The sequence below is a fragment of the Halanaerobium congolense genome, from assembly GCF_004366375.1.
Classification (GTDB): domain Bacteria; phylum Bacillota; class Halanaerobiia; order Halanaerobiales; family Halanaerobiaceae; genus Halanaerobium; species Halanaerobium congolense.
In genome coordinates this window covers 19750-43310 of record NZ_SOEF01000017.1, presented here as the reverse complement: position 1 = coordinate 43310, position 23561 = coordinate 19750, and the positions used below count along the sequence as shown (strand labels likewise).

At 36.1% G+C, this 23561-nt stretch carries 22 protein-coding genes and 1 other annotated feature; all 22 genes read left to right on the top strand.

What is annotated here, in order from left to right:
• The first annotated feature begins 3 nt into the window (after positions 1–3).
• A complete protein-coding gene (gene ispD / locus C7954_RS07460; RefSeq protein ID WP_089719366.1) occupies positions 4–690 on the top strand; it encodes a 2-C-methyl-D-erythritol 4-phosphate cytidylyltransferase in 687 nt (228 codons plus the stop codon).
• Positions 690–1214 carry a 2-C-methyl-D-erythritol 2,4-cyclodiphosphate synthase gene (gene ispF, locus C7954_RS07455; protein ID WP_073159868.1) on the top strand — a complete coding sequence of 175 codons (525 nt, stop codon included), beginning with the start codon at positions 690–692 and terminating at the stop codon, positions 1212–1214. Before ispD ends, ispF begins: the two co-directional genes overlap by 1 nt.
• The gene (locus C7954_RS07450) at positions 1211–2002 is read left to right on the top strand and encodes a HutP family protein (RefSeq protein WP_089717557.1); all 792 of its coding nucleotides are present in this window, start codon (positions 1211–1213) and stop codon (positions 2000–2002) included. Before ispF ends, C7954_RS07450 begins: the two co-directional genes overlap by 4 nt.
• A gap of 34 nt (positions 2003–2036) precedes the next feature.
• Positions 2037–3512, top strand: a complete 1476-nt coding sequence (gene gltX / locus C7954_RS07445; RefSeq protein ID WP_073159864.1) for a glutamate--tRNA ligase — start codon at positions 2037–2039, stop codon at positions 3510–3512.
• A 111-nt stretch (positions 3513–3623) separates the two neighbouring features.
• Entirely contained in the window at positions 3624–5081 is a 1458-nt protein-coding gene (gene cysS / locus C7954_RS07440) for a cysteine--tRNA ligase (RefSeq protein ID WP_073159862.1), read from the top strand.
• 253 nt (positions 5082–5334) lie between these two features.
• Complete coding sequence (rlmB, locus tag C7954_RS07430) at positions 5335–6063, top strand: 23S rRNA (guanosine(2251)-2'-O)-methyltransferase RlmB (RefSeq protein ID WP_089655125.1); 729 nt, start codon at positions 5335–5337, stop codon at positions 6061–6063.
• Between the two features lie 69 nt (positions 6064–6132).
• A complete protein-coding gene (gene sigH, locus C7954_RS07425; RefSeq protein WP_073159858.1) occupies positions 6133–6792 on the top strand; it encodes an RNA polymerase sporulation sigma factor SigH in 660 nt (219 codons plus the stop codon).
• Between the two features lie 151 nt (positions 6793–6943).
• Complete coding sequence (tuf, locus tag C7954_RS07420) at positions 6944–8137, top strand: elongation factor Tu (RefSeq protein ID WP_073159855.1); 1194 nt, start codon at positions 6944–6946, stop codon at positions 8135–8137.
• A 232-nt stretch (positions 8138–8369) separates the two neighbouring features.
• Complete coding sequence (rpmG, locus tag C7954_RS07415; protein ID WP_014553844.1) at positions 8370–8519, top strand: 50S ribosomal protein L33; 150 nt, start codon at positions 8370–8372, stop codon at positions 8517–8519.
• A gap of 35 nt (positions 8520–8554) precedes the next feature.
• Positions 8555–8758, top strand: a complete 204-nt coding sequence (gene secE / locus C7954_RS07410; RefSeq protein WP_073160663.1) for a preprotein translocase subunit SecE — start codon at positions 8555–8557, stop codon at positions 8756–8758.
• A 36-nt stretch (positions 8759–8794) separates the two neighbouring features.
• Complete coding sequence (gene nusG / locus C7954_RS07405; RefSeq protein WP_073160660.1) at positions 8795–9364, top strand: transcription termination/antitermination protein NusG; 570 nt, start codon at positions 8795–8797, stop codon at positions 9362–9364.
• 47 nt (positions 9365–9411) lie between these two features.
• Complete coding sequence (gene rplK / locus C7954_RS07400) at positions 9412–9834, top strand: 50S ribosomal protein L11 (protein WP_073160658.1); 423 nt, start codon at positions 9412–9414, stop codon at positions 9832–9834.
• Between the two features lie 104 nt (positions 9835–9938).
• The gene (gene rplA / locus C7954_RS07395; RefSeq protein ID WP_073160656.1) at positions 9939–10643 is read left to right on the top strand and encodes a 50S ribosomal protein L1; all 705 of its coding nucleotides are present in this window, start codon (positions 9939–9941) and stop codon (positions 10641–10643) included.
• Positions 10644–10685: 42 nt separating this feature from the next.
• Positions 10686–10817, top strand: a sequence feature (ribosomal protein L10 leader region).
• A gap of 48 nt (positions 10818–10865) precedes the next feature.
• A complete protein-coding gene (rplJ, locus tag C7954_RS07390; protein ID WP_073160665.1) occupies positions 10866–11381 on the top strand; it encodes a 50S ribosomal protein L10 in 516 nt (171 codons plus the stop codon).
• A 23-nt stretch (positions 11382–11404) separates the two neighbouring features.
• Positions 11405–11773 (top strand): 50S ribosomal protein L7/L12, encoded by a 369-nt coding sequence (gene rplL, locus C7954_RS07385; RefSeq protein WP_073160654.1) that lies wholly within the window; start codon positions 11405–11407, stop codon positions 11771–11773.
• A 353-nt stretch (positions 11774–12126) separates the two neighbouring features.
• Positions 12127–15381: a DNA-directed RNA polymerase subunit beta gene (gene rpoB / locus C7954_RS07380; RefSeq protein WP_073160652.1), complete on the top strand. Its 3255-nt coding sequence runs from the start codon at positions 12127–12129 to the stop codon at positions 15379–15381.
• A 53-nt stretch (positions 15382–15434) separates the two neighbouring features.
• Positions 15435–18887 carry a DNA-directed RNA polymerase subunit beta' gene (gene rpoC / locus C7954_RS07375; protein WP_420841477.1) on the top strand — a complete coding sequence of 1151 codons (3453 nt, stop codon included), beginning with the start codon at positions 15435–15437 and terminating at the stop codon, positions 18885–18887.
• A 221-nt stretch (positions 18888–19108) separates the two neighbouring features.
• Positions 19109–19351, top strand: coding sequence for a ribosomal L7Ae/L30e/S12e/Gadd45 family protein (locus tag C7954_RS07370; RefSeq protein WP_073160648.1), 243 nt, complete (start codon positions 19109–19111; stop codon positions 19349–19351).
• A gap of 20 nt (positions 19352–19371) precedes the next feature.
• On the top strand, positions 19372–19743 hold the full coding sequence (gene rpsL / locus C7954_RS07365; RefSeq protein ID WP_073160646.1) for a 30S ribosomal protein S12: 372 nt from the start codon (positions 19372–19374) through the stop codon (positions 19741–19743).
• Between the two features lie 14 nt (positions 19744–19757).
• Entirely contained in the window at positions 19758–20225 is a 468-nt protein-coding gene (gene rpsG, locus C7954_RS07360; protein ID WP_073160644.1) for a 30S ribosomal protein S7, read from the top strand.
• A gap of 48 nt (positions 20226–20273) precedes the next feature.
• Entirely contained in the window at positions 20274–22340 is a 2067-nt protein-coding gene (gene fusA / locus C7954_RS07355; RefSeq protein ID WP_073160642.1) for an elongation factor G, read from the top strand.
• A gap of 25 nt (positions 22341–22365) precedes the next feature.
• Entirely contained in the window at positions 22366–23559 is a 1194-nt protein-coding gene (gene tuf / locus C7954_RS07350) for an elongation factor Tu (RefSeq protein WP_073159855.1), read from the top strand.
• Positions 23560–23561 lie beyond the last annotated feature (2 nt).

Here is a 23561-nt window from a genome sequence, read left to right as displayed (position 1 = left end):
TTAATGTCTGAAATAGGTGTTTTAATACCTGCTGCAGGCAGGGGTAGTAGAATGGAGAAAAATATAAATAAACAATTTTTGAATTTGCTTGGGAAACCAATTTTGTATTATACTATTAAAAGTTTTTTAGATTGGAGAAATGATTTTGAAATTAATATTGTTTTATCTCCTAGTGAATTCAAATATTTTGAAGATAAACTAAAACCATTATTTTCCTGTTCTGAAAATAGATTTAATCTAATTGCTGGAGGCAATAGCCGTCAAGAATCAGTTTATAATGGTTTAAAAAACTTTAGTGAAGAAGTTAAGTATGTTATAATACATGATGGTGCTAGACCGCTGGTGAGTAATGACCTAATTGAAAGTTGTTATCAAGCCGCTAGAGAGCATGATGCAGCAAGCTGTGGAGTTAGAGTTAAGGACACAATAAAAATAGTTAAAGATTCTTTTTCAAAAGAAACTCTTGATCGTGATTCTTTAAGAGCTATTCAGACTCCACAAGCATTTAAATTAGATTTGATTAAAAGGGCACATCAAGTGTATAAAAAAGATAAAGCTTTAGATGATGCTTCGTTAGTTGAAAAATTAGGAGAAAGGGTTTATATTGTTAGTGGTGACTATAATAATTTTAAAATAACTACTCCTGAAGATCTAAAACCAGCAGAAATGATTTTGAAGGAGAGAATATAATGTTTAAAGTAGGTTTTGCTTATGATAGTCATCGTTTTACGAAAAGTAGACCACTTTTTTTAGGTGGGGTAGAAATTGAATCTGATTTAGGTCTAAAAGGTCATTCAGATGCAGATGTTTTACTACACGCATTAATTGATGCTCTTCTAGGAGCTATAGGAAGTGGTGATATCGGGACTCATTTTCCTGATGATGAACCTCAATATAAGGACATCAGCAGTTTGAAATTGTTAGATGAAGTTAGAAAAGAAGTAAAGGAAAAAAAGTATATTATTAATAACTGTGATTTAGTAATTGTGGCTGAAAAGCCAAAATTAAAACCTTATCGTAATCAAATTGTTAATTCAATTGCAGATAATTTAAAAATTGAAAAAAATAGTATTAATTTTAAAGCAACAACAAATGAAAAAATGGGTTTTACTGGCCGTGGAGAAGGGATGGCAGCTTATGCTGTTGTGAGTGTTTTGGAGAGTAGGTTATGGCAGTTTTTTGAGACATTGAAAATGGAAGGGAGTATTCGATGATGCTAGTAAAAGATATTATGACACCTGATCCAATAACTATTGGTCCTAATGCAACAATTTTTGAAGCTGAAAAAATGCTTTCAATCAATAAAATTGGAAGGTTGTTAATTGTAGAGAACGAGAAATTAATCGGAATGCTGACAGATGGAGATATTATTTCAGAAAGAAATCTAGAAGCTCCGGTAAGTGAATTTATGTCAGCTGATTTAATAATTATCAATGAAAATAGCACTGTGCAGCAGGCTGCAAAGAAATTATCTGAAAATCATATTGGAGGTCTGCCTGTTTATAATTATAAAGATGATTTGGTTGGAGTAGTTACTTCAGAAGACATAGTTTATGGTTATTTAAAAGATGAAGAAGAAGAAATGGAAATGGAAAAAAAGACTATAACACCAGAAAGTTCAGCTATCTATCTTTCCATGACAAGAAGTAGAGATTATGAAGAGTATTGGTTAAAAAAAATTGAAGGTTATGGCTATCGTGGTGCAATTACTCAAACTGGTGCAAGTGCTGAAAAGCTTCCAATTAAATTACGTGAGAGCACCACAGTTGCTGCTATTGCCAGAGGTGTTATCAATGAAAATTCTCGTGAAAAAATGGCTGTATCGAATGCAGTTAAAGATGCTTATAGTCAGCTGGATTTAGTAAATCCGGGTCTAGGTGGAGGCTTTAAGATAGCAGTTGTTCGGGGTGATGGACATATTTCTGTAGCTATATTTGGTAAATTTGGACATGCTTTGGTAGATGGACCAGAACAATTAACTGTGGGTACTAGTGTAATATAAGAAATTTAATATCATTAGGAGGAATTATAAGGTTATGAGTAATAATATAAGATTACGTTTCCCCCCAAGTCCAACTGGAAAAATTCATATAGGGAATATGCGGACAGCCTTATTTAACTGGTTGGTTGCAAAGCAAAAAGATGGGGAGTTAGTATTAAGAATTGAAGATACAGATCAAGCAAGATCAACTAAAGAGTTTGAAAATATTATCATTCAAGAAATGGAGTGGTTGGGTCTTGATGCTGATGAAGGTGTAGGTATTGGTGGAGATTATGGACCTTACCGTCAGACTGAAAGAATTGATCTTTATCAAGAATATGCGGATAAATTATTAGAATTAGGTCATGCATATAAATGTTATTGTACCAAAGAAGAACTTGATGAAATGAGAAAAAAGGCTATTGATAATGATGAAATGCCTCGTTATGATGGTTCCTGCCGTAATTTAAGTGAAGAAGAAAGAGCAGCTTATGAGGCGGAAGGAAGAGAGCCAGTCCTTCGTTTTAGACTGCCGAAAGCAGAAAAAGAAATTATTGTTGAAGATTTAATTAGAGGCAATGTCAGCTTTAGCTCTTCTGTACTAGATGATTTTATAATCTTTAAATCTGATGGAATGCCAACTTATAATTTTGCGGTTGTAATTGATGATGCATTAATGAAAATCTCACACGTAATTAGAGGAGAAGATCATTTATCGAACACACCAAAGCAAATTTTGATTTATGAAGCTTTAGGCTTTGATTTACCGAAATTTGCGCATCTCCCATTGATTTTAGATGAAAATAAAGCAAAACTTAAAAAGCGAGGTAAGGATTCTGTTTATATTGGTGAATTTAGAGAACAGGGTTATTTGCCAGAAGCATTATTTAATTTCATGGCTCTTTTAGGTTGGTCAACCGGAGATGAAGAAGAAATATTATCTCAGTCAGAAATCATAGATCGTTTTGCTATAGAAGATGTTAATAAAAGTGGAGCCGTTTTTGACCGTGAAAAACTAAATTGGATGAATGGGAAATATATTAGAGCTGCAGAACTAAATAGAATAGTAGAACTATCGATGCCATTTTTATTGGATTCTGGTTTAGTCGATGATGACTATGTAAAAAATAATAAAGAATGGTTAACTAAAGTAATTGATGAAGCTAGAACAGGTGTTGATTATCTATCTCAGATTCCAGGCGAAGCAGAACTGTTCTTAACAGAAATTAAATTTGATGACCCAGCTGCAGCGGCTGAGGAATTTAAAGGTGCAGATGTCAAATTAGTATTTGAAACTCTAAAAGAGAAAATTTTTGCCCAAGATGAACTTACTGCAGAAGCAGTTGGACAAATTTTTAAAGAATTAAAAAATGAACTTGATGTAGGTGGTCGAACAATTTATCATCCAACTAGATTAGCAATAACAGGGAAAGGTTCTGGTCCAGAAATGACAAGTGTAATTTCGATTTTTGGGGCAGAAGAAATTGCCAAAAGGTTGGATTCAGCTCTAGAACTGGCCGCTAATTATTAAAACAGATAAAATGCAAGAGTCTTCTCTGAGGGAGAAGGCTCTTTTTGAAAATATAAATCAATTATTTTTTTAATTTGAAATAAATTACCTATTCAAGAAAGGAGTGAAAAGATGCTAAAAGTATATAATACTTTAACAGGGGAAAAAGAAAAATTTGAAACAATAGAAGCAGGAAAGGTGAAGATGTATGTTTGTGGGTTAACAGTTCAAAACTATTCTCACATCGGGCACATCAGAAGTGCGATTAATTATGATGTGATTAGACGTTTCCTTGAATACTTAGGCTATGAAGTTGATTATATTTCTAATTTTACAGATATCAACGAAAAGATTGTGAAAAGAGCGGTCGAAGAGGAACTAACTCCAGAGGAATTAGCTGACAAATATGCAAATGCATTTTTAGAAGATATTAGAGAATTTAACATTAAACCAGCGGATAAGTATCTTCGAGTAAGTGAGAATGTTGATGAAATCATTGAAATGGTTACAACTTTGATTGAAAAAGATTATGCTTATGAAGTTAATGGAAATGTTTATTTCAGTGTAGAAAGTTTTGAAGATTACGGAAAACTTTCAGGCCGTAGTCTGGATGAAATGCAGGCTGGTGCAAGAATAGCTGTTAACGAGGAGAAAAGAAATCCCTTAGATTTTGGTCTTTGGAAAAAGGTTGAAGCTGGAGAAGGTTGGGATAGCCCTTGGGGCGAAGGGTGGCCTGGGTGGCATATAGAATGTTCTGCCATGTCAATGAAACGTCTCGGTGCAACTTTTGATATTCATGGAGGAGGAGTAGATTTAATTTTCCCTCATCATGAAAATGAAATAGCTCAGTCAGAAGCATATAGCGGTAAAAAGTTTGTTAATTACTGGCTGCATAATGGTACTGTAAACTTGAGTGGTGAAAAAATGTCAAAATCTCAGGGCAATTTTTTTACAAGTCGTGAGGTGCTGAAAGAATTTTCTGGACAGGAAGTTAGATATTTCTTATTAAGCAGACACTATAGAAGTCCTATCGATTTTTCTTATGAAAAACTAGAAGAAGCTAAAATTTCACTTGAAAGAATTAAAAACACCAGGCATCAGTTAGATAAAGTATTAAATTTTGATATAGCTGCTGCAGCTGAAGAAAACAATGAATTTTTTGAAGAGGTAATTTTAAAGAAAAACAGTTTTGTTGATGCTTTAAGTGACGACTTTAATACAGCTGAAGCAATAGGTGTTTTGCATGATTTAGTCGGCGTGATTAACAGCTATATTAATCAAAAAGATTTTACTTTAAACGAAAAGAATTTTGCTATTCTGGAAGAAACAGAAGAAATTTTCTTGGAATTAGCAGAAATTTTAGGCTTGAAATTTGAATTAGAAGCAGCTTCTGAAGTTAAAAATACTCTGGCTGATCCGTTAATTAGTTTATTGTTAGATCTTCGAGAAAAAGCTAGAGAAAATAAGAATTGGGAAGAAGCAGACTTAATTAGAGATCGACTACAGGAAATAGGCATAGATGTAATTGATACTCCACATGGTACCGAGTGGGAGATCAATAACATAGAGGAAAACAAGGGTGGAAGTTAGGCTTAAAGCAAAATTATACAACTTTAGAACATACATATTTTTATTTTCATATAATATGCAGCCGTGCTGCCAATTATCAACTTGTACGTCATTGGGTTGGTGTTTCTACAGTTAGCGCTCACAGCGTTATGTAAAAAAAGATTCAGTTTCATTCTAAAAAACTGGAGCTTTCTGTGAAGCAAAAGGCCGCTGTCCAGAAGGGGAAATGTCCTGTGGACGAAATTGATTCAATAAAAAAAGGAATGATAATTAAATGCCAAAGATTGAAGGAAGAAATCCAGTTTATGAAGCTTTGAGAGGTACTAGAAGAATACATCGAATTTTTATTCAGGAAAAAATTTCAGCGGATGTTATCGATAATATTTTAGAATTGGCTGCTGAGAAAAATGTTCCGGTTAGTAGAATTTCCTCCCAAAAACTAGATGAAAGTGCTAAATCTCATGCACATCAAGGTGTTATAGCAGAAGCTGATCCTCTAAAGGAATATAGTTTAGCTGATATTATAGAAATTAAAAATAATAAAAATGAGGATTCTTTAGTTATTATTTTAGATGAAATTAAAGATCCACATAATTTTGGAGCAATAATTAGAACTGCTTATGCAGCTGGTGCTGATGCTGTTATTTATCAGGACAGAAGAGCAGTTGGTATTACTCCCGTTGTTTTAAAAACTGCAGCTGGTGCTGCTGAACATATTCCCTTAGTTAAAGTTTCTAATATTAATTATGCAGTCAAAGATTTAAAAGAAGCTAATTTTTGGATTGCCGGGGCTGATGCAGCAGCAGAAAAAACCCATTTTGAAGCTGACTTAAGTGGATCACTTGGGCTTGTAATAGGTAGTGAAGGCAGCGGTCTTAGAAGACTAGTTAGAGAAAATTGCGACTTCCTTATTAAAATTCCAATGAAGGGTGAGTTAGGATCCTTAAATGCTTCTGTAGCTGCAGCAGTTATTATTTACGAAATTTTCCGTCAGCGCGGATAAGATAATTCTTGACGAAAGTTTTTTTAGCAAGTATAATAGTAATGTAATGGATAAGGGAGGGGATTCTGGTTGAAGATGAATGCTCGTGAACTTGATTTTGGTGACATCAGTTTTGAAGAGTATAAACAGATGTCCGATGATGAACTAGTTGAACTAGTACATCAGGGTGATATGGAAGCTCAAGAAACTCTGATTAAACGTTATAAAAACTTTGTGCTTGCTAAATCACGCTCCTATTTTTTAGTCGGAGCTGATCGCGAAGATATTGTTCAGGAAGGTATGATTGGTCTTTATAAAGCAGTACGGGATTATAAGATTGAGAGATTGGCTTCTTTTAGGGCTTTTGCTGAATTATGTATTACTCGACAAATCATTACTGCAATTAAAGCAGCTACCCGCCAGAAACACCAGCCTTTAAATACATATATTTCTTTAAATAAGCCGATCTATGATGAAGAATCTGATCGAACACTTTTAGATATTTTGAAAGGTGGAAAATTATCAAATCCAGAAGCGTTATTTATCAGCAACGAAACATATGATTTAATTGAATCTGAAATTTCTTCTATGTTGAGTGATTTAGAATTTGATGTGCTGCAGGAATATTTAGATGGTAAATCTTATCAAAAGATTGCTGAAGCATTGAATAAACATGTTAAATCTGTTGATAATGCATTACAAAGAGTAAAAAGAAAATTAGAAGTGTTTTTGGAAAAACATAATATATAAATTTAAATTTTTCTAAATGCTTTTGATTTAAATAAATATAACTGTCACTACGGGCAGTATTTCGGCCTGCAGCCGCCAGGCCTTTTTTGTGGATATTTTATCCTGATGGCTACATAAAATAAGTTAAATTTTTAAGGGGGAAGAAAAGAAAATGGCAAAAGCAAAATTTGAAAGAACAAAACCACATGTTAACATAGGAACAATAGGACATGTTGACCATGGAAAAACAACACTAACAGCAGCAATCACAAATGTGTTAGCAAATTATGGTGGAGCAGAAGTAAGAGCATTTGATTCAATTGATAATGCTCCAGAAGAAAAAGAAAGAGGAATCACAATTGCGACATCTCACGTAGAGTACGAAACAGAAGCAAGACACTATGCTCACGTAGACTGCCCAGGACACGCTGACTATGTAAAGAACATGATTACAGGGGCAGCACAGATGGATGGAGCGATTTTAGTAGTATCTGCAGCAGATGGACCAATGCCCCAGACAAGAGAGCATATCCTTTTAGCTCGTCAGGTTGGTGTACCATCAATCGTAGTATTCTTAAACAAAGCAGATATGGTAGACGATGAAGAGTTAATCGAGCTTGTAGAGATGGAAGTAAGAGAACTCTTAAACGAATATGATTTTCCAGGAGACGATATTCCTGTAATAGTAGGATCTGCTTTAAAGGCAGCTGAAAACGGAGATCCAGAAGGAGAATGGGGTAAGAAGATTATAGAGCTTATGGATGCAGTAGACAGCTATATTCCAGAGCCAGAAAGAGACACAGACAAACCATTCTTAATGCCTGTAGAGGATGTATTCTCAATCACAGGACGTGGAACAGTAGCCACAGGAAGAATTGATAGAGGAGTGCTGCATCCATCAGATGAGGTAGAAATAGTAGGAATCAAAGATACAACAACAACAGTAGTAACAGGAGTAGAGATGTTCCGTAAGATGTTAGATGAAGCGCAAGCAGGAGATAACATTGGAGCCTTATTAAGAGGTGTAAAGAGAGAAGACATCGAAAGAGGTCAGGTACTGGCAAAGCCGGGAAGTATTACACCACACACAAAGTTTAACGCAGAAGTATATGTACTAAGTAAAGATGAGGGTGGAAGACACACACCATTCTTTGATGGATACAGACCCCAGTTTTATTTCCGTACAACAGACGTAACTGGAGACATTAGTTTACCAGAAGGAGTAGATATGGTAATGCCTGGAGATAACATTGAGATGACAGGAGAACTAATTACTCCAATAGCTATGGAAGAAGGACTGCGTTTTGCAATCCGCGAAGGTGGTCACACAGTAGGAGCCGGAGTTGTAACTGAAATTATTGAGTAGATGCTGCTTAATATTATAAGTTATTAAAACTTAAATTTAATTCCATAGGCATGTGCAGATCCAAGCTGCACATGCTTTTTTTCTAAAAAATATTGACATTAGTCTTTAAGTATGGTAAATTAATTAAGGTTAAGAATCAGAAAAATATTTCTGAATTTAAAAAGATATTAATAAAATTTACAAATATAAGATTTTCAAGCAGTAGCTGTTTGATTGAGGAGGTGGATTTACGGTGAGAGAAATCATTACATTAGAGTGTACAGAGTGCAAAAACCGCAATTATTCTACCAAAAAAAATAAAAAGAATACTCGTGATAGACTAGAATTGAAAAAATATTGTAAGTTTTGCAAGGAGCATACCCTCCATCGTGAAACAAAGTAGAACCATTAATACTTTAGCTGAGGAAGTGATTTAAGATGGCAAAAAAACTAGGGTTTTTTGGCAAAATAGCTAAATTTTTTAAATCAGTAAAATCTGAATTAAAAAAAGTTAACTGGCCAAATAAAGAAGAAATTACTTCAAATACATTAGTTGTAATTGTAACTGTAATTGCTTTGATAACATTTATTGGTTTAATAGATCTAACGCTGGCTAATATAATTACTCCATTAATTTCGTAATTGAGGAGGTGAGGATTCTCTAGAGGATCCTTTAATATGAGTGAAAAAAGCAAGTTTAATGAAGAACTAGAAAATGTGAGAGAAGATATACCCTGGTATGTTGTTCACACATATTCGGGACATGAAAGAAAAGTTAAGGCAAATCTTGAGAAAAGAATAGCCAGTACAGGTATGGAAGATAGTATTTTTAGAATTTTAGTTCCAACTGAAGAAAAAATAGAGAAGAAAAAAGGAAAAGATGAAGTAGTTAAAAAAAGAATTTTTCCTGGATATATCTTACTACAGATGGATATGAATGATAAATCTTGGTATGTTGTCAAAAACACACCGGGTGTAATTGGCTTTGTTAGCGGTGGGACTAAACCACTTCCTGTAGAAAAAGCAGAAGTTGATGCTATTTTAAGCAGTATGGGGGAAAAAGCTAAAAAAGTTTCTGTTGATTTTGAAGTCGGAGATCAAGTTACCGTAAAAGATGGACCATTTGAAGATTTTGATGGGGTTATTAAAGAAATTCATCCAGAACAGGGCAAAGCTAAAATTCTTGTCTCTATGTTTGGAAGAGAAACTCCAGTTGAATTGGAATTTGATCAATTTGATAAACATTAGTAAAGATTTTTAAATAGATAACTATTTTGAAGAAAGGGGTGTTTTAAATGGCTAAACAGGTTATGACAGTTATTAAATTACAGATTCCTGGTGGACAGGCTAACCCTGCACCACCTGTAGGTCCAGCACTTGGACAGCATGGTGTTAATATTATGGAATTCTGTAAATCTTTTAACGCAAAAACTAAAGAAAATCAGGGAACTTTAATTCCTGTAGAAATCACAGTATATCAGGATCGTTCTTTTGATTTTATTACTAAAACTCCACCAGCTGCTGTGTTATTAAAGCAGGCTGCAGGAATTGACACTGCTTCTGGAGAACCAAATGTTAATAAGGTTGCTACAGTAAGCAAAGATGCTGTACAAAAGATTGCAGAAACTAAAATGCAGGATTTAAATGCAGGTAGTTTAGAAGCTGCAATGAGCATGATTGAAGGTACTGCAAGAAGTATGGGCATTTTGGTAGAGTGAATTTAATATTTAACTCTAAATAAAAATTAAAATCAATTTGTAATTATAGACGACGTAATTCAGTGGGAGGAAAATTCCGCTAATACCACAAAGGAGGAATAATAATGGCAAAAAGTAAACGTTATGCAGAAACATTAGAAAAATTTGATCGCGAAAAATTATATGAGCCCAAAGAAGCTTTTGGATTAGTTAAAGAACTTGCAACTGCAAACTTTGATGAAACAATTGAATTGTCAGCAAGATTGGGAGTAGATCCTAAACATGCTGATCAGAATATTAGAGGAACTGTTGTATTACCGGAAGGTACAGGTCAAGAAATAACTTTAATTGTATTTGCAAAAGGTGAAAAAGCCAAAGAGGCTGAAGAAGCTGGAGCAGATTTTGTAGGTGGCGAAGAACTTGCAGAAAAAATTGAAGGTGGCTGGTTAGATTTTGATTTAGCTATTGCTACACCTGATATGATGAGTGTAGTTGGCCGCTTAGGTAGAGTTTTAGGGCCAAAGGGATTAATGCCTAATCCTAAAGCGGGTACTGTTACTTTTGAATTAGAAAAAGCAGTTGCCGAATTTAAAGCCGGTAAATTAGAATATCGCGTTGATAAAACAGGTATTGTTCACTTACCAATTGGTAAGTCTTCTTTTACAGAAGAAGAACTTTTGAATAACTATCACAAAATCATGGATACTCTTGCAAAAGAACGTCCTGCAGCAGCTAAGGGTAAATTTTTTAGATCTTTAGCTATCTCACCAACAATGGGTCCTGGAGTGAAAGTTGATTCAGCAGCTACAATGTCTTTCATTGGTAGATAAAAAAAGTTTGACCTGTTAAGATTTTTATGTTATATTTATTGAGACAAGAAAATAACCTTTCCGAAGACAGCAGGGGCATGATGCTTAAATTTCCTGCCGAGGGCAACTTTCTGCAAATATTATTTTTGCATTTATACCTCCTGGCTGTCTACAGGAGGTTTTTTCAATTTATAAAGTTATAAAGATGAAATGTTAAGCTCATATTTTAAGGGGGGTGAAAATGTGGCAAGACCAGAAAAAGAAGCAGTTGTTAAAGAACTTACTGATAAATTTGGCACTGCGAAATCACTTGTAATTACAGATTATCTGGGTTTGAATGTTGCCGAAATAACCGAATTAAGAAGTAAACTGCGAGAAGCAGGGGTAGAATTTAAAGTTGTAAAAAATACTCTGGCTACTATTGCGGCTAACGATGTTGAAATGGAAGAAATGACAGAATTTTTCTCAGGTCCAACAGCTATCGCTTTTGGTGAAGAAGATGCTGTATCTCCTGCGAAAATTTTAGTTGAGTATGCTAAAGAGCATGAAGTTTTAGAAATTAAAGCTGGTTTTTTAAATGGTGAAATTATAAGTAAAGAAAAAGTGGAATCTCTAGCAGAAATTCCATCCAGAGAAGAACTGCTGGCAAAGGCTTTTGCAAGTATGAAAGCACCCCTTACTGGATTGGTTAACGTACTGCAGGGTAATATCCGCGGCTTAGTACAAGTATTAAATCAAATTAAAGAAGAGAAAGCTTAAAAAAATTAAGGAGGATTATTATAATGAATAAAGAAGAAATTATTAGTGCAATTGAAGAAATGAGTGTTTTAGAATTATCCGAGTTGGTGGAAGAGTTAGAGGATAAGTTTGGTGTAAGTGCAGCAGCACCTGTAGCAGTAGCTGGAGCAGCAGCAGCTGGTGGAGCGGCTGAAGAAGAAAAATCTGAATTTGATGTTTTCTTAGCTGAGGTTGGCGGCAAGAAAATTAAAGTTATTAAAGCAGTTCGTGAACTAACAGGTTTAGGTCTAAAAGAAGCTAAGGCTGTTGTTGATGAAGCTCCTGGTAATGTAAAAGAAGGATTAAGCAAAGAAGACGCAGAAGAAATGAAAGAAAAGTTAGAAGAAGCTGGAGCAACTGTAGAGCTTAAGTAATCCAGTTTTATTAGCAATTATGATAATAGTCCTACTGTGTAATTTTTATACAGTGGGGCTATTTTTTCATACTGTATTATGAGATTCTTTCTTTTATATACATTTATACATCATCTTCATTATTTATATAAATTTTTATTTAAAAATTTATTATTTATACATATAAAGGATTATATCAATTATGAAGTTAATGACTAATGAAAAAAGATTGCAAATGGGAGAATTTCATCTTAAAATCTCTTGACAAGAGATTTTTCCTGTGCTATCATTATTAGATGTCTATAAGGTAAATAAGTAAATGATTATTATGGGATAGTTTCAGCTAATTATTAGAATTTCCTGGGGGTGCAATGATGTCAACGGCAAGGGAAAGATATACTTTTAGTAAAATTGATGACGCGATGGACTTGCCAGATCTGATTTATACACAATTAAACTCTTATCAGTGGTTTTTAGAAGAAGGGTTGCGCGAGGTTTTTGATGAAATCTCACCAATTGAAGATTTTTCTGAAAATCTGGTACTCGAATTTGTAGATTATTATTTAGAGGATCCCGAATATACAGTAGAAGAGTGTCGGGATAGAGATGATACTTATTCAGCTTCTTTGCAGGTTAAGGTTCGACTGATCAACAAAGAAACTGGTGAAGTCAAGGAACAGGAAGTATTTATGGGTGATTTTCCACTTATGACTGATAAAGCAACATTTATTATTAATGGTGCTGAAAGAGTAGTGGTTAATCAGCTGGTTAGATCATCTGGTGTTTATTTTAGTGATGAAAGAACAAAAGACGGGCGCCGTTTGATAACAGGTAGTATTATACCTAATCGCGGAGCTTGGATAGAATTTGAATATGATAAAAAACGAATAATTTCTGTAAGAGTTGATAGAACAAGAAAACTTCCATCAACTGTTTTGTTGCGTGCACTTGGTTTTGGTACAGATGCAGAAATTACAGATGAATTTGGTGATTCAGAAGTACTGCATGATACTTTAGAGAGAGACAGTACTGAATCTAAAGAAGAAGCTTTAATTGAATTATATAAGCGCCTTCGTCCGGGAGAGCCACCTACAGTAGAAAGCGCTACCAATCTTTTAGACTCGTTATTTTTTGATCATAAAAGATATGATATGGCAGCTGTTGGGCGCTATAAATTAAATAAAAAATTAGAAGTAGATGTAGATAAAGATCGTAAATATCTGCATATAGATGATATTGCAGCAACTGTAAAATATATGATAAAACTAATTTATAATGATCCGGAAGCATATATTGATGATATTGATCACTTGGGTAACCGCCGTTTAAAAACCGTCGGTGAGTTACTTCAGAATCAGTTTAGAATTGGACTTTCCAGAATGGAAAGAGTTGTGAGAGAAAGAATGACTATTCAAGATGTAGATGTAGTTACTCCTCAGGCTTTAATTAACACTAGACCTGTTGTAGCTTCTATCCAAGAATTTTTTGGTAGTTCACAGCTTTCTCAGTTTATGGATCAGACTAATCCGATGTCAGAGCTAACCCATAAAAGAAGATTATCTGCTCTTGGACCAGGTGGTCTGAGTAGAGAAAGAGCTGGTTTTGATGTACGTGATGTTCACCATTCTCACTATGGTCGGATCTGTCCTATTGAAACACCAGAGGGGCCTAACATTGGTCTGATTGGTACAATGGGAACTTATGCTAAGACTAATGAATTTGGGTTTTTAATGACTCCTTATCGTAGAGTAGTTGATTCTAGAGTTACTGATGAAATTGACTATCTAACTGCTGATGAAGAAGATAAACATATAATTGCACAGGCAAATGCAGAAATTGATGAAGATGGAAACTTTACTAAAGAATTTGTTATCGCTCGTAAAAGAGGAGACATTTTAGAGGTGCATCCGGAAGATTTAGATTACATGGATGTTTCTACCAAGCAAATGGTTGGTGTCTCTGCAGCAATGATACCTTTCTTAGAAAATGATGATGCAAACCGGGCTTTAATGGGTGCTAATATGCAGCGTCAGGCAGTTCCACTGATGATAACTGATGCTCCAATGGTTGCAACAGGTATGGAATACAAAGCTGCTAAAGATTCAGGTGCAGTTATTGTAGCAGAAAAAGATGGAGAAGTTGTTAGCGTAACTTCTAACAAAATAATGGTTAAAAATGATGAAGGTTTAATTGATAGTTATCAATTAATGAAATATAAAAGATCTAATCAGGGCAGCTGTATGAATCAAAAGCCAATTGTAGCCAAAGGTGATCAAATTAAAGCAGGAGATATAATTGCTGACGGCCCTTCAACCGAAAAGGGAGAAATGGCACTTGGAAGAAATTCATTAATTGCATTTATGCCCTGGGAAGGGTATAACTATGAGGATGCTATTTTAATTAGTGAGAATCTGGTTAAAGAAGATGCATTTACTACAATTCATATAGAAGAGCACGAAGCAGAGGCTAGAGATACAAAGCTTGGTCCTGAAGAAATAACTCGGGATATACCTAATGTTGGAGAAAGTTCACTCAAAAATCTGGATGAACGAGGGATTATTCGGGTTGGAGCAGAAGTTTCAGAAGGAGATATCTTAGTCGGTAAAGTAACTCCTAAGGGAGAAACTGAATTATCAGCAGAAGAAAGATTATTAAGAGCTATTTTTGGTGAAAAAGCTCGAGAAGTTAGAGACACTTCTTTAAAAGTACCTCATGGAGAAGAGGGTATAGTTGTAGATGTTAAAGTTTTTTCTCGTGAACAGGGAGATGACTTAAAACCAGGGGTTAATCGTCTGGTAAGAGTTTATGTTGCAACTAAGAGAAAAATATCTGTAGGAGATAAACTTGCTGGTCGTCACGGTAATAAAGGTGTTATTTCAAGAATTTTACCTGAAGAAGATATGCCTTTCTTACCAAATGGTGAGCCAGTAGAAGTTGTACTTAATCCACTTGGTGTACCTTCTCGGATGAACATTGGACAGGTACTGGAAACTCATCTTGGTATGGCTGCTAGAGCTCTGGGAATTTATACTGAAACCCCAGTCTTCAACGGTGCTACTGAGGAAGAAGTGGAAAATATTCTTGAAGAAGCAGGTTTAGCGAGAGATGGTAAAACTGTTTTATATGATGGTAGAACCGGTAAAAGATTTGAAGAAAGAGTAACGGTTGGAGTTATGTATATTCTAAAGCTCCATCACTTAGTTGATGATAAATTACATGCTCGTTCAACAGGACCTTATTCTCTTGTTACACAACAGCCGCTGGGAGGTAAAGCTCAGTTTGGTGGTCAGCGTTTTGGTGAGATGGAAGTTTGGGCACTTGAAGCATATGGTGCTGCTTACACCCTACAGGAGATGTTGACAATTAAATCTGATGATGTTGTGGGAAGAGTTAAAGCTTATGAAGCAATTGTTAAGGGAGAAAATGTTCCTGATCCCGGCATTCCAGAATCATTTAAAGTATTAATCAAAGAGATGCAGAGTCTTGGACTTGATGCTCGAATCTTTACTTCAGATGAAGAGGAACTGCAGGTTGCTGAGAATGAGGATGAAATGATGGAAACAGCACAAAAACTTGGTTTAGATACAGACTTAAAATTAAGTCGTGATAATGATGATAAAGACGAATAATTACAATATAGAAAGGGGAGAGACCCTTGTTAAATGTGAATAATTTCGATTCAATGAGGATCGGAGTTGCTTCTGCAGAGCAGATACGTGAATGGTCCCGGGGAGAGGTTAAAAAACCGGAAACAATTAACTACAGAACTTTAAAACCTGAAAAAGATGGTTTATTCTGTGAGAAAATTTTCGGTCCGACCAAGGATTATGAATGTCACTGTGGAAAGTATAAGCGGGTCCGTTATAAAGGTGTTGTGTGTGACCGCTGTGGAGTAGAGGTAACTAGATCCAAAGTCAGAAGAGAAAGAATGGGGCACATAGAATTGGCTGCACCATGCACACACATTTGGTATTTCAAAGGTATCCCCAGTCGACTGGGTTTGATAATGGACATGTCACCAAGAGCATTAGAAAAAGTTATCTATTTTGTACATTATTTAGTAACTGATCCTGGGGACACTCCATTAAGTGAAAAGCAGCTGCTTGCAGAAAGTGAATACAGGGAAGCCAAAAACAAGTATGGCAATACCTTTAAAGCTGCCATGGGAGCAGAGGCTGTTCAGGAACTACTGGGAAGAATTAATGTAAAAGATGAGGTCGAAGAGCTAAAGAAAGAAGTTAAGGAAGCGAGTGGGCAGCGCCGCAAAAGAGCTGTTCGCCGTCTGGAAGTTATGGATGGACTTTTAGATTCAGGTTTAAACCCTGCTAATCTAGTTATGAATGCAATTCCAGTTATTCCACCTGATTTAAGACCAATGGTTCAGCTTGATGGTGGACGCTTTGCTACTTCTGATTTAAATGATTTATATAGAAGAGTTATTAACCGTAATAATAGATTAAAAAGACTGCTTGATCTTGGAGCCCCAGAAATCATTATTCGCAATGAAAAACGGATGCTGCAGGAATCTGTAGATGCATTAATTGACAATGGACGTCGTGGTAGGCCGGTTACTGGTGCGGGTAATAGACCACTGAAATCCTTAAGTGATATGCTTAAAGGTAAACAGGGTCGTTTCCGCCAAAACTTACTTGGTAAGCGTGTTGATTACTCAGGTCGTTCAGTTATTGTTGTTGGTCCAGATCTTAAGATGCATCAATGCGGCCTACCTAAGAAAATGGCTTTAGAGTTGTTTAAACCATTTGTGATGAGAGGTCTGGTTGAAGACGGACATGCTCACAACATTAAAAATGCAAAAAGAATGGTTGAAGATGTAGATGAGGCAGTTTGGGGTATTTTAGAAGAAGCTATTAAAGATCATCCAGTACTTCTAAACCGTGCACCGACACTGCATAGGCTTGGTATTCAGGCTTTTGAGCCAGTGCTGGTAGAGGGTAAAGCTATTAAATTACATCCGTTAGTATGCCCAGCCTATAACGCTGACTTTGATGGGGACCAGATGGCTGTACATTTACCTTTATCTGTAGAAGCACAGGCTGAATCTCGTTTATTAATGTTGGCAACTACAAATATTTTAAACCCATCAGATGGTGGTCCAATTACTGTACCAACACAGGATATGGTTTTAGGAATCTTCTATTTAACTACTATTAAAGAAGATCGCAAAGGTGCTGGTAAAATATTTGCTAATGCTGATGAAGCAATTAAAGCCTATGATACAGATCGAGTACATCTGCAGGCACCTGTTAAAGTAAGGTTAGATGGAGAAATAATTGAAACTTCAATTGGTCGAGTTATCTTTAATGAGTCTCTACCGGAAGAGCTGGAGTTTATTAACAAGAGATTTGGCAAGAGTGATTTAGGAGATTTAATTACTGATTTATATGAAGAAGTTGGTAATGATAAAACAGCTGCTACTCTTGATAAAATCAAAGAGATGGGATATGACTTTGCTACAAGATCTGGTATTTCCATAGCTGTAAGTGATGCGGAAATTCCACCTTCTAAACCTGCTATTGTTTCGAAAGCCGAAGATGAAGTTCATCAGATCGAAAACCATTACCGCCGTGGTGCTATAACTGAAGATGAAAGATATCATAAGGTGGTAGATATTTGGAATCAGGCAAAAGATGATGTAACTGATGCACTATTAGAAAACCTTGATGAAAGCAATAATATTTATATTATGGCTATCTCCGGTGCTCGTGGTAATACATCTCAGATTTCACAGCTTGCTGGTATGCGTGGTTTAATGGCAGACCCATCAGGTAGAATTATTGATGTTCCAATCCGTTCCAGTTTCCGTGAAGGTTTAGACGTATTAGAATATTTCTTATCTACTCATGGTGCTCGTAAAGGTCTGGCTGATACTGCTCTGAGAACTGCCGACTCTGGTTATTTGACCAGACGTTTGGTTGATGTATCACAGGATGTTATTGTACGAGAAAACGACTGTGGTACTGACAGGGGAATTGAAGTTGAAGCTATTGGTCCTAAGGGTAAAAATGCTGTAGAACCTTTATCTGAAAGATGTATTGGTAGATTTACAGCTGAAGAAATTCTTGATCCTGAAAGCGGAGAAGTTATTGTTGAAAATAACACTCTAATTGACAGAAAAAAAATGAGCAAAATTGAAACAGCTGGTATAGATAAAGTTAAAATTAGATCTAACTTAACCTGTGAAGCACAACATGGAGTTTGCCGTAAATGTTATGGACGCAACCTGGCAACAGGAAAGCTGGTAGATATTGGAGAATCAATTGGTATCGTTGCAGCACAGTCTATTGGTGAGCCTGGTACCCAGCTGACAATGCGTACCTTCCACACCGGTGGTGTTGCAGGAGATGATATCACCCAGGGTCTTCCTAGAGTTGAAGAGCTTTTTGAAGGAAGAACTCCTAAAGGGCAGGCAATTATGACTGAAAGAGAAGGTTATGTAACAATTGTCGAAAAGAAAAACTCCAAACGAGTTGTAGTTGAAAATGAAGACGGTAAAAAGAAAACATACAAGATTCCTTATGGGTCTAAAATGATAGTCAAAGATAATGATTATGTTAAATCAGGTGATAAACTGACAGAAGGTCCACTTGATCCAAACGTATTGCTGAAAGTTAAGGGAGAAAAAGCTGTACAAAATTATCTTTTAGAAGAAGTGCAAAATGTTTACCGTTCACAGGGTGTTGAAATAAATGATAAGCATATTGAGGTAATTGTTCGCCAGATGATGAAGAAGTTAAAAATCATTAAACCTGGAGATACTGATTTACTCCCAGGAAGTTTGGTTAATAGATATGATTATCGTCAGGCAAATAAAGAAGCAGCTGATAATAATAACGAAACAGCTGTTGCTAAACCTGAACTCCTTGGAATAACTAAAGCTTCGCTTGCTACAGATTCATTCTTGTCTGCAGCTTCATTCCAGGAAACTACTAGAGTACTGACTGAAGCATCACTAGATGGAAAAATTGATCCATTATTAGGTTTAAAAGAAAATGTAATTATTGGTCAATTGATTCCTGCAGGTACCGGAATGAAATATTATAGAGATATTGATGTTGTAAAAGAAGATGGAACTAAATTTGGTGACTTAACTGAAGATTTAACTGAAGTTGAATAATCGATTTTTAGTTAAATAGCATTATAAATATAATATAAATCTAAAGAGTTTTCCCACTGTTGATTGACATAATTTCGGACTTAAAGTTATTTCTAAATTATGTTCAGTCTTTAAAACACAAGTCGGGAAAACTCTTTTTAAATTTCTCTTGACATGATAGTCTAAAACTGTTAAAATACTTAAGTGTGCTCAGCAAAGTTTGATTTGGAGGTAAAGTTAATATGCTAAGCAATAAATGCAGTGCTGAACTACTTGTAGGCAGCAAGCAGACTTTAAAAGCTATAGCAAACAATCAAGTAAAAAAGATATTTTTAGCTAAAGATATTGATCAGCCTTTAAAAAAAGAAATACTCAAGGCTGTTAATGATAATAATATTCCTTTTGAGATTGTAGAAAGCAAAAATGAATTGGGCAGAATTTGTGGAATAGATGTTTCTGCAGCTTCTGCAGTTCTATTGAAATAACTGGAAGGAGGTGGGATTGCATGCCGACAATTAGTCAGTTGGTTCGTAAAGGACGAGAAAAGACTAAAAAGAAGACTTCCGCTCCTGCTTTGGAGGGTTCTCCACAGAAAAGGGGTGTCTGTACTAGAGTATATACTGCTACTCCTAAAAAGCCTAACTCAGCTTTAAGAAAAGTAGCTCGTGTACGTTTAACTAATGGAAAAGAGGTAACAGCCTATATTCCAGGAATTGGACATAATTTACAGGAACACTCTGTTGTGTTAGTAAGAGGTGGAAGAGTTAAGGATTTACCAGGTGTTAGATATCATATTGTTAGAGGAGCACTCGATACAGCTGGTGTAGAGGACAGAAAACAGGGACGTTCCAAATATGGTGTAAAAAAACCTAAGTAAAAGGAGGAATTTTAGTGCGCAAAAATAGAGCAGAAAAAAGAGATGTAGTACCAGATCCGGTATATGATAATGTTGTTGTCAGCAGAATTATTAATAAATTAATGTTAGACGGCAAAAAAGGACTGGCTGAAAAAGCATTTTACAGTGCTCTTGATATCATCTCCGAAAAAACTGGGGAAGATGCTTTAACAGTTGTAAGTGAAGCAATTGAGAACATAAAACCAGCTCTTGAAGTTAAATCAAGACGTGTTGGTGGTTCAAACTATCAGGTACCGGTAGAAGTAGATGAAGATAGAAAAAGAACTTTAGCCTTACGCTGGTTAGTAACAGCAGCTAGAGCTCGTAATGAAAGAACAATGAGAGAAAGAATTGCTGGAGAAATTACGGACGCATATAACAATACTGGCGGCGCAGTTAGAAAGAAAGAAGAAGTCCATCGTATGGCTGAAGCCAATAGAGCTTTTGCACATTATAGATGGTAATTTAGTTGCGTGATGATGTATATAATTTTTATATAAGGGGGGAGAATAGTGGCCCGACAATTTCCACTAGAAAAAACACGTAACATTGGTATTATGGCACATATTGATGCAGGTAAGACGACTACAACAGAAAGAATTTTATACTATACAGGTCGAGTTCATAAAATGGGTGAAACTCATGATGGGGCATCTGTTATGGATTGGATGGAGCAGGAACAGGAAAGAGGAATTACAATCACTTCTGCTGCTACTACCTGTCAGTGGCGTGAAAATCGAATTAACATTATAGATACGCCCGGACACGTGGACTTTACAGTTGAGGTAGAAAGATCCCTAAGAGTTTTAGACGGGGCAATTGCTTTATTCTGTTCTGTTGGTGGTGTTGAACCACAATCTGAAACTGTATGGAGACAGGCTGATAAATATGGAGTTCCTAGAATTGCATTTGTTAACAAAATGGATAGAACAGGAGCCGATTTTTTCAGAGCTGTAGATATGATGAAAGATAGACTTGGAGCTAATGCAGTTCCGATTCAGCTTCCGATTGGAAGTGAAGATAGCTTTGATGGTGTTGTTGATTTGGTAGAAATGGATGCTATTGTTTATGAAGATGAACTTGGTGTTGATTTTGATAGAATTGAAATACCAGAAGATATGAAAGATCAGGCAGAAGAGTACAGAGAAATTTTAATGGAAGTTCTGGCTGAAGAAGATGACGAATTTATGATGAAATATTTAGAAGGTGAAGTAAGTACTGATGATATTAAAGATTTACTTCGTCAAGCAGTACTTAATGTGAATGTAATTCCAGTATTATGTGGATCTGCCTTTAAAAATAAAGGTGTGCAGATGTTACTGGATGCAGTTTTGGATTATTTACCTTCTCCAATTGATGTACCACCAATTGAAGGTTTTAATCCAGAAACAGAAGAAACTGAAGTTAGAGAAGCAGATGATGACGCTCCTTTCGCCGGTCTGGCATTTAAAATTATGTCTGATCCTTATGTTGGGAAGTTAGCTTTCTTTAGATCTTATTCTGGAACTTTGGCAGCAGGTTCTTATGTCTATAATGCAACAGCAGATATTCGCGAAAGAGTTGGCCGTATCTTACAGATGCACGCTAACCGTCGTGAAGAAAGAGATGAAATCTTTGCTGGTGATCTTGGTGCTTTAGTTGGTCTTAAAAATACCAGTACAGGTGATACAATCTGTGATCAGGAAAACCCAATTATTTTAGAAGCAATGGAATTCCCTGAGCCAGTTATTGGTGTTGCAATTGAGCCTAAGAGTAAAGCTGACCAAGATAAACTTGGTGAAGCTCTACAAAGATTAGCTGAAGAGGATCCGACTTTTAGAGTTCATACTGATGAAGAAACAGGACAAACAATTATTGAAGGTATGGGAGAATTACACCTGGAAGTTATTGTTGACCGCCTCTTAAGAGAATTCAAAGTTGATGCTAATATTGGTAAACCTAAGGTAGCATATAGAGAAACAATAACTAAGAAAGTTACTGGTGTTGAAGGTAAATTTATCCGACAGTCTGGTGGTCGTGGACAGTATGGACATGTTGTAATGGACATTGAGCCACAGGATGCAGGCGAAGGTTTTGAATTTGAAGATAAAATTACTGGTGGATCAATCCCGCGTGAATACATTCCTTCTGTAGAAGATGGAATCAGAGAAGCTATGGAAAACGGAATTATTGCTGGTTATCCAGTTGTTGATGTTAAGGTAACACTTAATGATGGTAGTTACCATGATGTTGACTCATCTGAAATGGCATTTAAAATAGCTGGTTCAATGGGTTTCAGAGAAGGAGCTAAAAAAGCTGCACCTGCAATCTTAGAACCTGTGATGAGTGTTGAAGTTGTAACTCCCGAAGAATATATGGGAGATGTAATGGGTGACCTTAATGGACGCCGCGGAAAAGTTGAAGGTATGGAACCTAGAGGTAATGCTCAGGTAGTTAGCGCCCATGTACCTCTTTCTGAGATGTTTGGTTACTCTACTGATCTTCGTTCTAAAACACAGGGTAGAGCAACATACACAATGCAGTTCTCACACTATGAACAGGCACCAAAAAGTATTGCTAAAGAAATTATTGGAGAATAGATAAAATTTTAAGGAGGAATAAAAAATGGCAAAAGCAAAATTTGAAAGAACAAAACCACATGTTAACATAGGAACAATAGGACATGTTGACCATGGAAAAACAACACTAACAGCAGCAATCACAAATGTGTTAGCAAATTATGGTGGAGCAGAAGTAAGAGCATTTGATTCAATTGATAATGCTCCAGAAGAAAAAGAAAGAGGAATCACAATTGCGACATCTCACGTAGAGTACGAAACAGAAGCAAGACACTATGCTCACGTAGACTGCCCAGGACACGCTGACTATGTAAAGAACATGATTACAGGGGCAGCACAGATGGATGGAGCGATTTTAGTAGTATCTGCAGCAGATGGACCAATGCCCCAGACAAGAGAGCATATCCTTTTAGCTCGTCAGGTTGGTGTACCATCAATCGTAGTATTCTTAAACAAAGCAGATATGGTAGACGATGAAGAGTTAATCGAGCTTGTAGAGATGGAAGTAAGAGAACTCTTAAACGAATATGATTTTCCAGGAGACGATATTCCTGTAATAGTAGGATCTGCTTTAAAGGCAGCTGAAAACGGAGATCCAGAAGGAGAATGGGGTAAGAAGATTATAGAGCTTATGGATGCAGTAGACAGCTATATTCCAGAGCCAGAAAGAGACACAGACAAACCATTCTTAATGCCTGTAGAGGATGTATTCTCAATCACAGGACGTGGAACAGTAGCCACAGGAAGAATTGATAGAGGAGTGCTGCATCCATCAGATGAGGTAGAAATAGTAGGAATCAAAGATACAACAACAACAGTAGTAACAGGAGTAGAGATGTTCCGTAAGATGTTAGATGAAGCGCAAGCAGGAGATAACATTGGAGCCTTATTAAGAGGTGTAAAGAGAGAAGACATCGAAAGAGGTCAGGTACTGGCAAAGCCGGGAAGTATTACACCACACACAAAGTTTAACGCAGAAGTATATGTACTAAGTAAAGATGAGGGTGGAAGACACACACCATTCTTTGATGGATACAGACCCCAGTTTTATTTCCGTACAACAGACGTAACTGGAGACATTAGTTTACCAGAAGGAGTAGATATGGTAATGCCTGGAGATAACATTGAGATGACAGGAGAACTAATTACTCCAATAGCTATGGAAGAAGGACTGCGTTTTGCAATCCGCGAAGGTGGTCACACAGTAGGAGCCGGAGTTGTAACTGAAATTATTGAGTAGGC

What these genes read in the sequence shown, in the direction of transcription:
- ispD (WP_089719366.1), top strand. Translation starts at nt 4, where the DNA reads ATGTCTGAAATAGGTGTTTTAATACCTGCTGCAGGCAGGGGTAGTAGA.
- ispF (WP_073159868.1), top strand. Translation starts at nt 690, where the DNA reads ATGTTTAAAGTAGGTTTTGCTTATGATAGTCATCGTTTTACGAAAAGT.
- C7954_RS07450 (WP_089717557.1), top strand. Translation starts at nt 1,211, where the DNA reads ATGATGCTAGTAAAAGATATTATGACACCTGATCCAATAACTATTGGT.
- gltX (WP_073159864.1), top strand. Translation starts at nt 2,037, where the DNA reads ATGAGTAATAATATAAGATTACGTTTCCCCCCAAGTCCAACTGGAAAA.
- cysS (WP_073159862.1), top strand. Translation starts at nt 3,624, where the DNA reads ATGCTAAAAGTATATAATACTTTAACAGGGGAAAAAGAAAAATTTGAA.
- rlmB (WP_089655125.1), top strand. Translation starts at nt 5,335, where the DNA reads ATGCCAAAGATTGAAGGAAGAAATCCAGTTTATGAAGCTTTGAGAGGT.
- tuf (WP_073159855.1), top strand. Translation starts at nt 6,944, where the DNA reads ATGGCAAAAGCAAAATTTGAAAGAACAAAACCACATGTTAACATAGGA.
- secE (WP_073160663.1), top strand. Translation starts at nt 8,555, where the DNA reads ATGGCAAAAAAACTAGGGTTTTTTGGCAAAATAGCTAAATTTTTTAAA.
- nusG (WP_073160660.1), top strand. Translation starts at nt 8,795, where the DNA reads ATGAGTGAAAAAAGCAAGTTTAATGAAGAACTAGAAAATGTGAGAGAA.
- rplK (WP_073160658.1), top strand. Translation starts at nt 9,412, where the DNA reads ATGGCTAAACAGGTTATGACAGTTATTAAATTACAGATTCCTGGTGGA.
- rplA (WP_073160656.1), top strand. Translation starts at nt 9,939, where the DNA reads ATGGCAAAAAGTAAACGTTATGCAGAAACATTAGAAAAATTTGATCGC.
- rplL (WP_073160654.1), top strand. Translation starts at nt 11,405, where the DNA reads ATGAATAAAGAAGAAATTATTAGTGCAATTGAAGAAATGAGTGTTTTA.
- rpoB (WP_073160652.1), top strand. Translation starts at nt 12,127, where the DNA reads ATGTCAACGGCAAGGGAAAGATATACTTTTAGTAAAATTGATGACGCG.
- rpoC (WP_420841477.1), top strand. Translation starts at nt 15,435, where the DNA reads ATGAGGATCGGAGTTGCTTCTGCAGAGCAGATACGTGAATGGTCCCGG.
- C7954_RS07370 (WP_073160648.1), top strand. Translation starts at nt 19,109, where the DNA reads ATGCTAAGCAATAAATGCAGTGCTGAACTACTTGTAGGCAGCAAGCAG.
- rpsL (WP_073160646.1), top strand. Translation starts at nt 19,372, where the DNA reads ATGCCGACAATTAGTCAGTTGGTTCGTAAAGGACGAGAAAAGACTAAA.
- tuf (WP_073159855.1), top strand. Translation starts at nt 22,366, where the DNA reads ATGGCAAAAGCAAAATTTGAAAGAACAAAACCACATGTTAACATAGGA.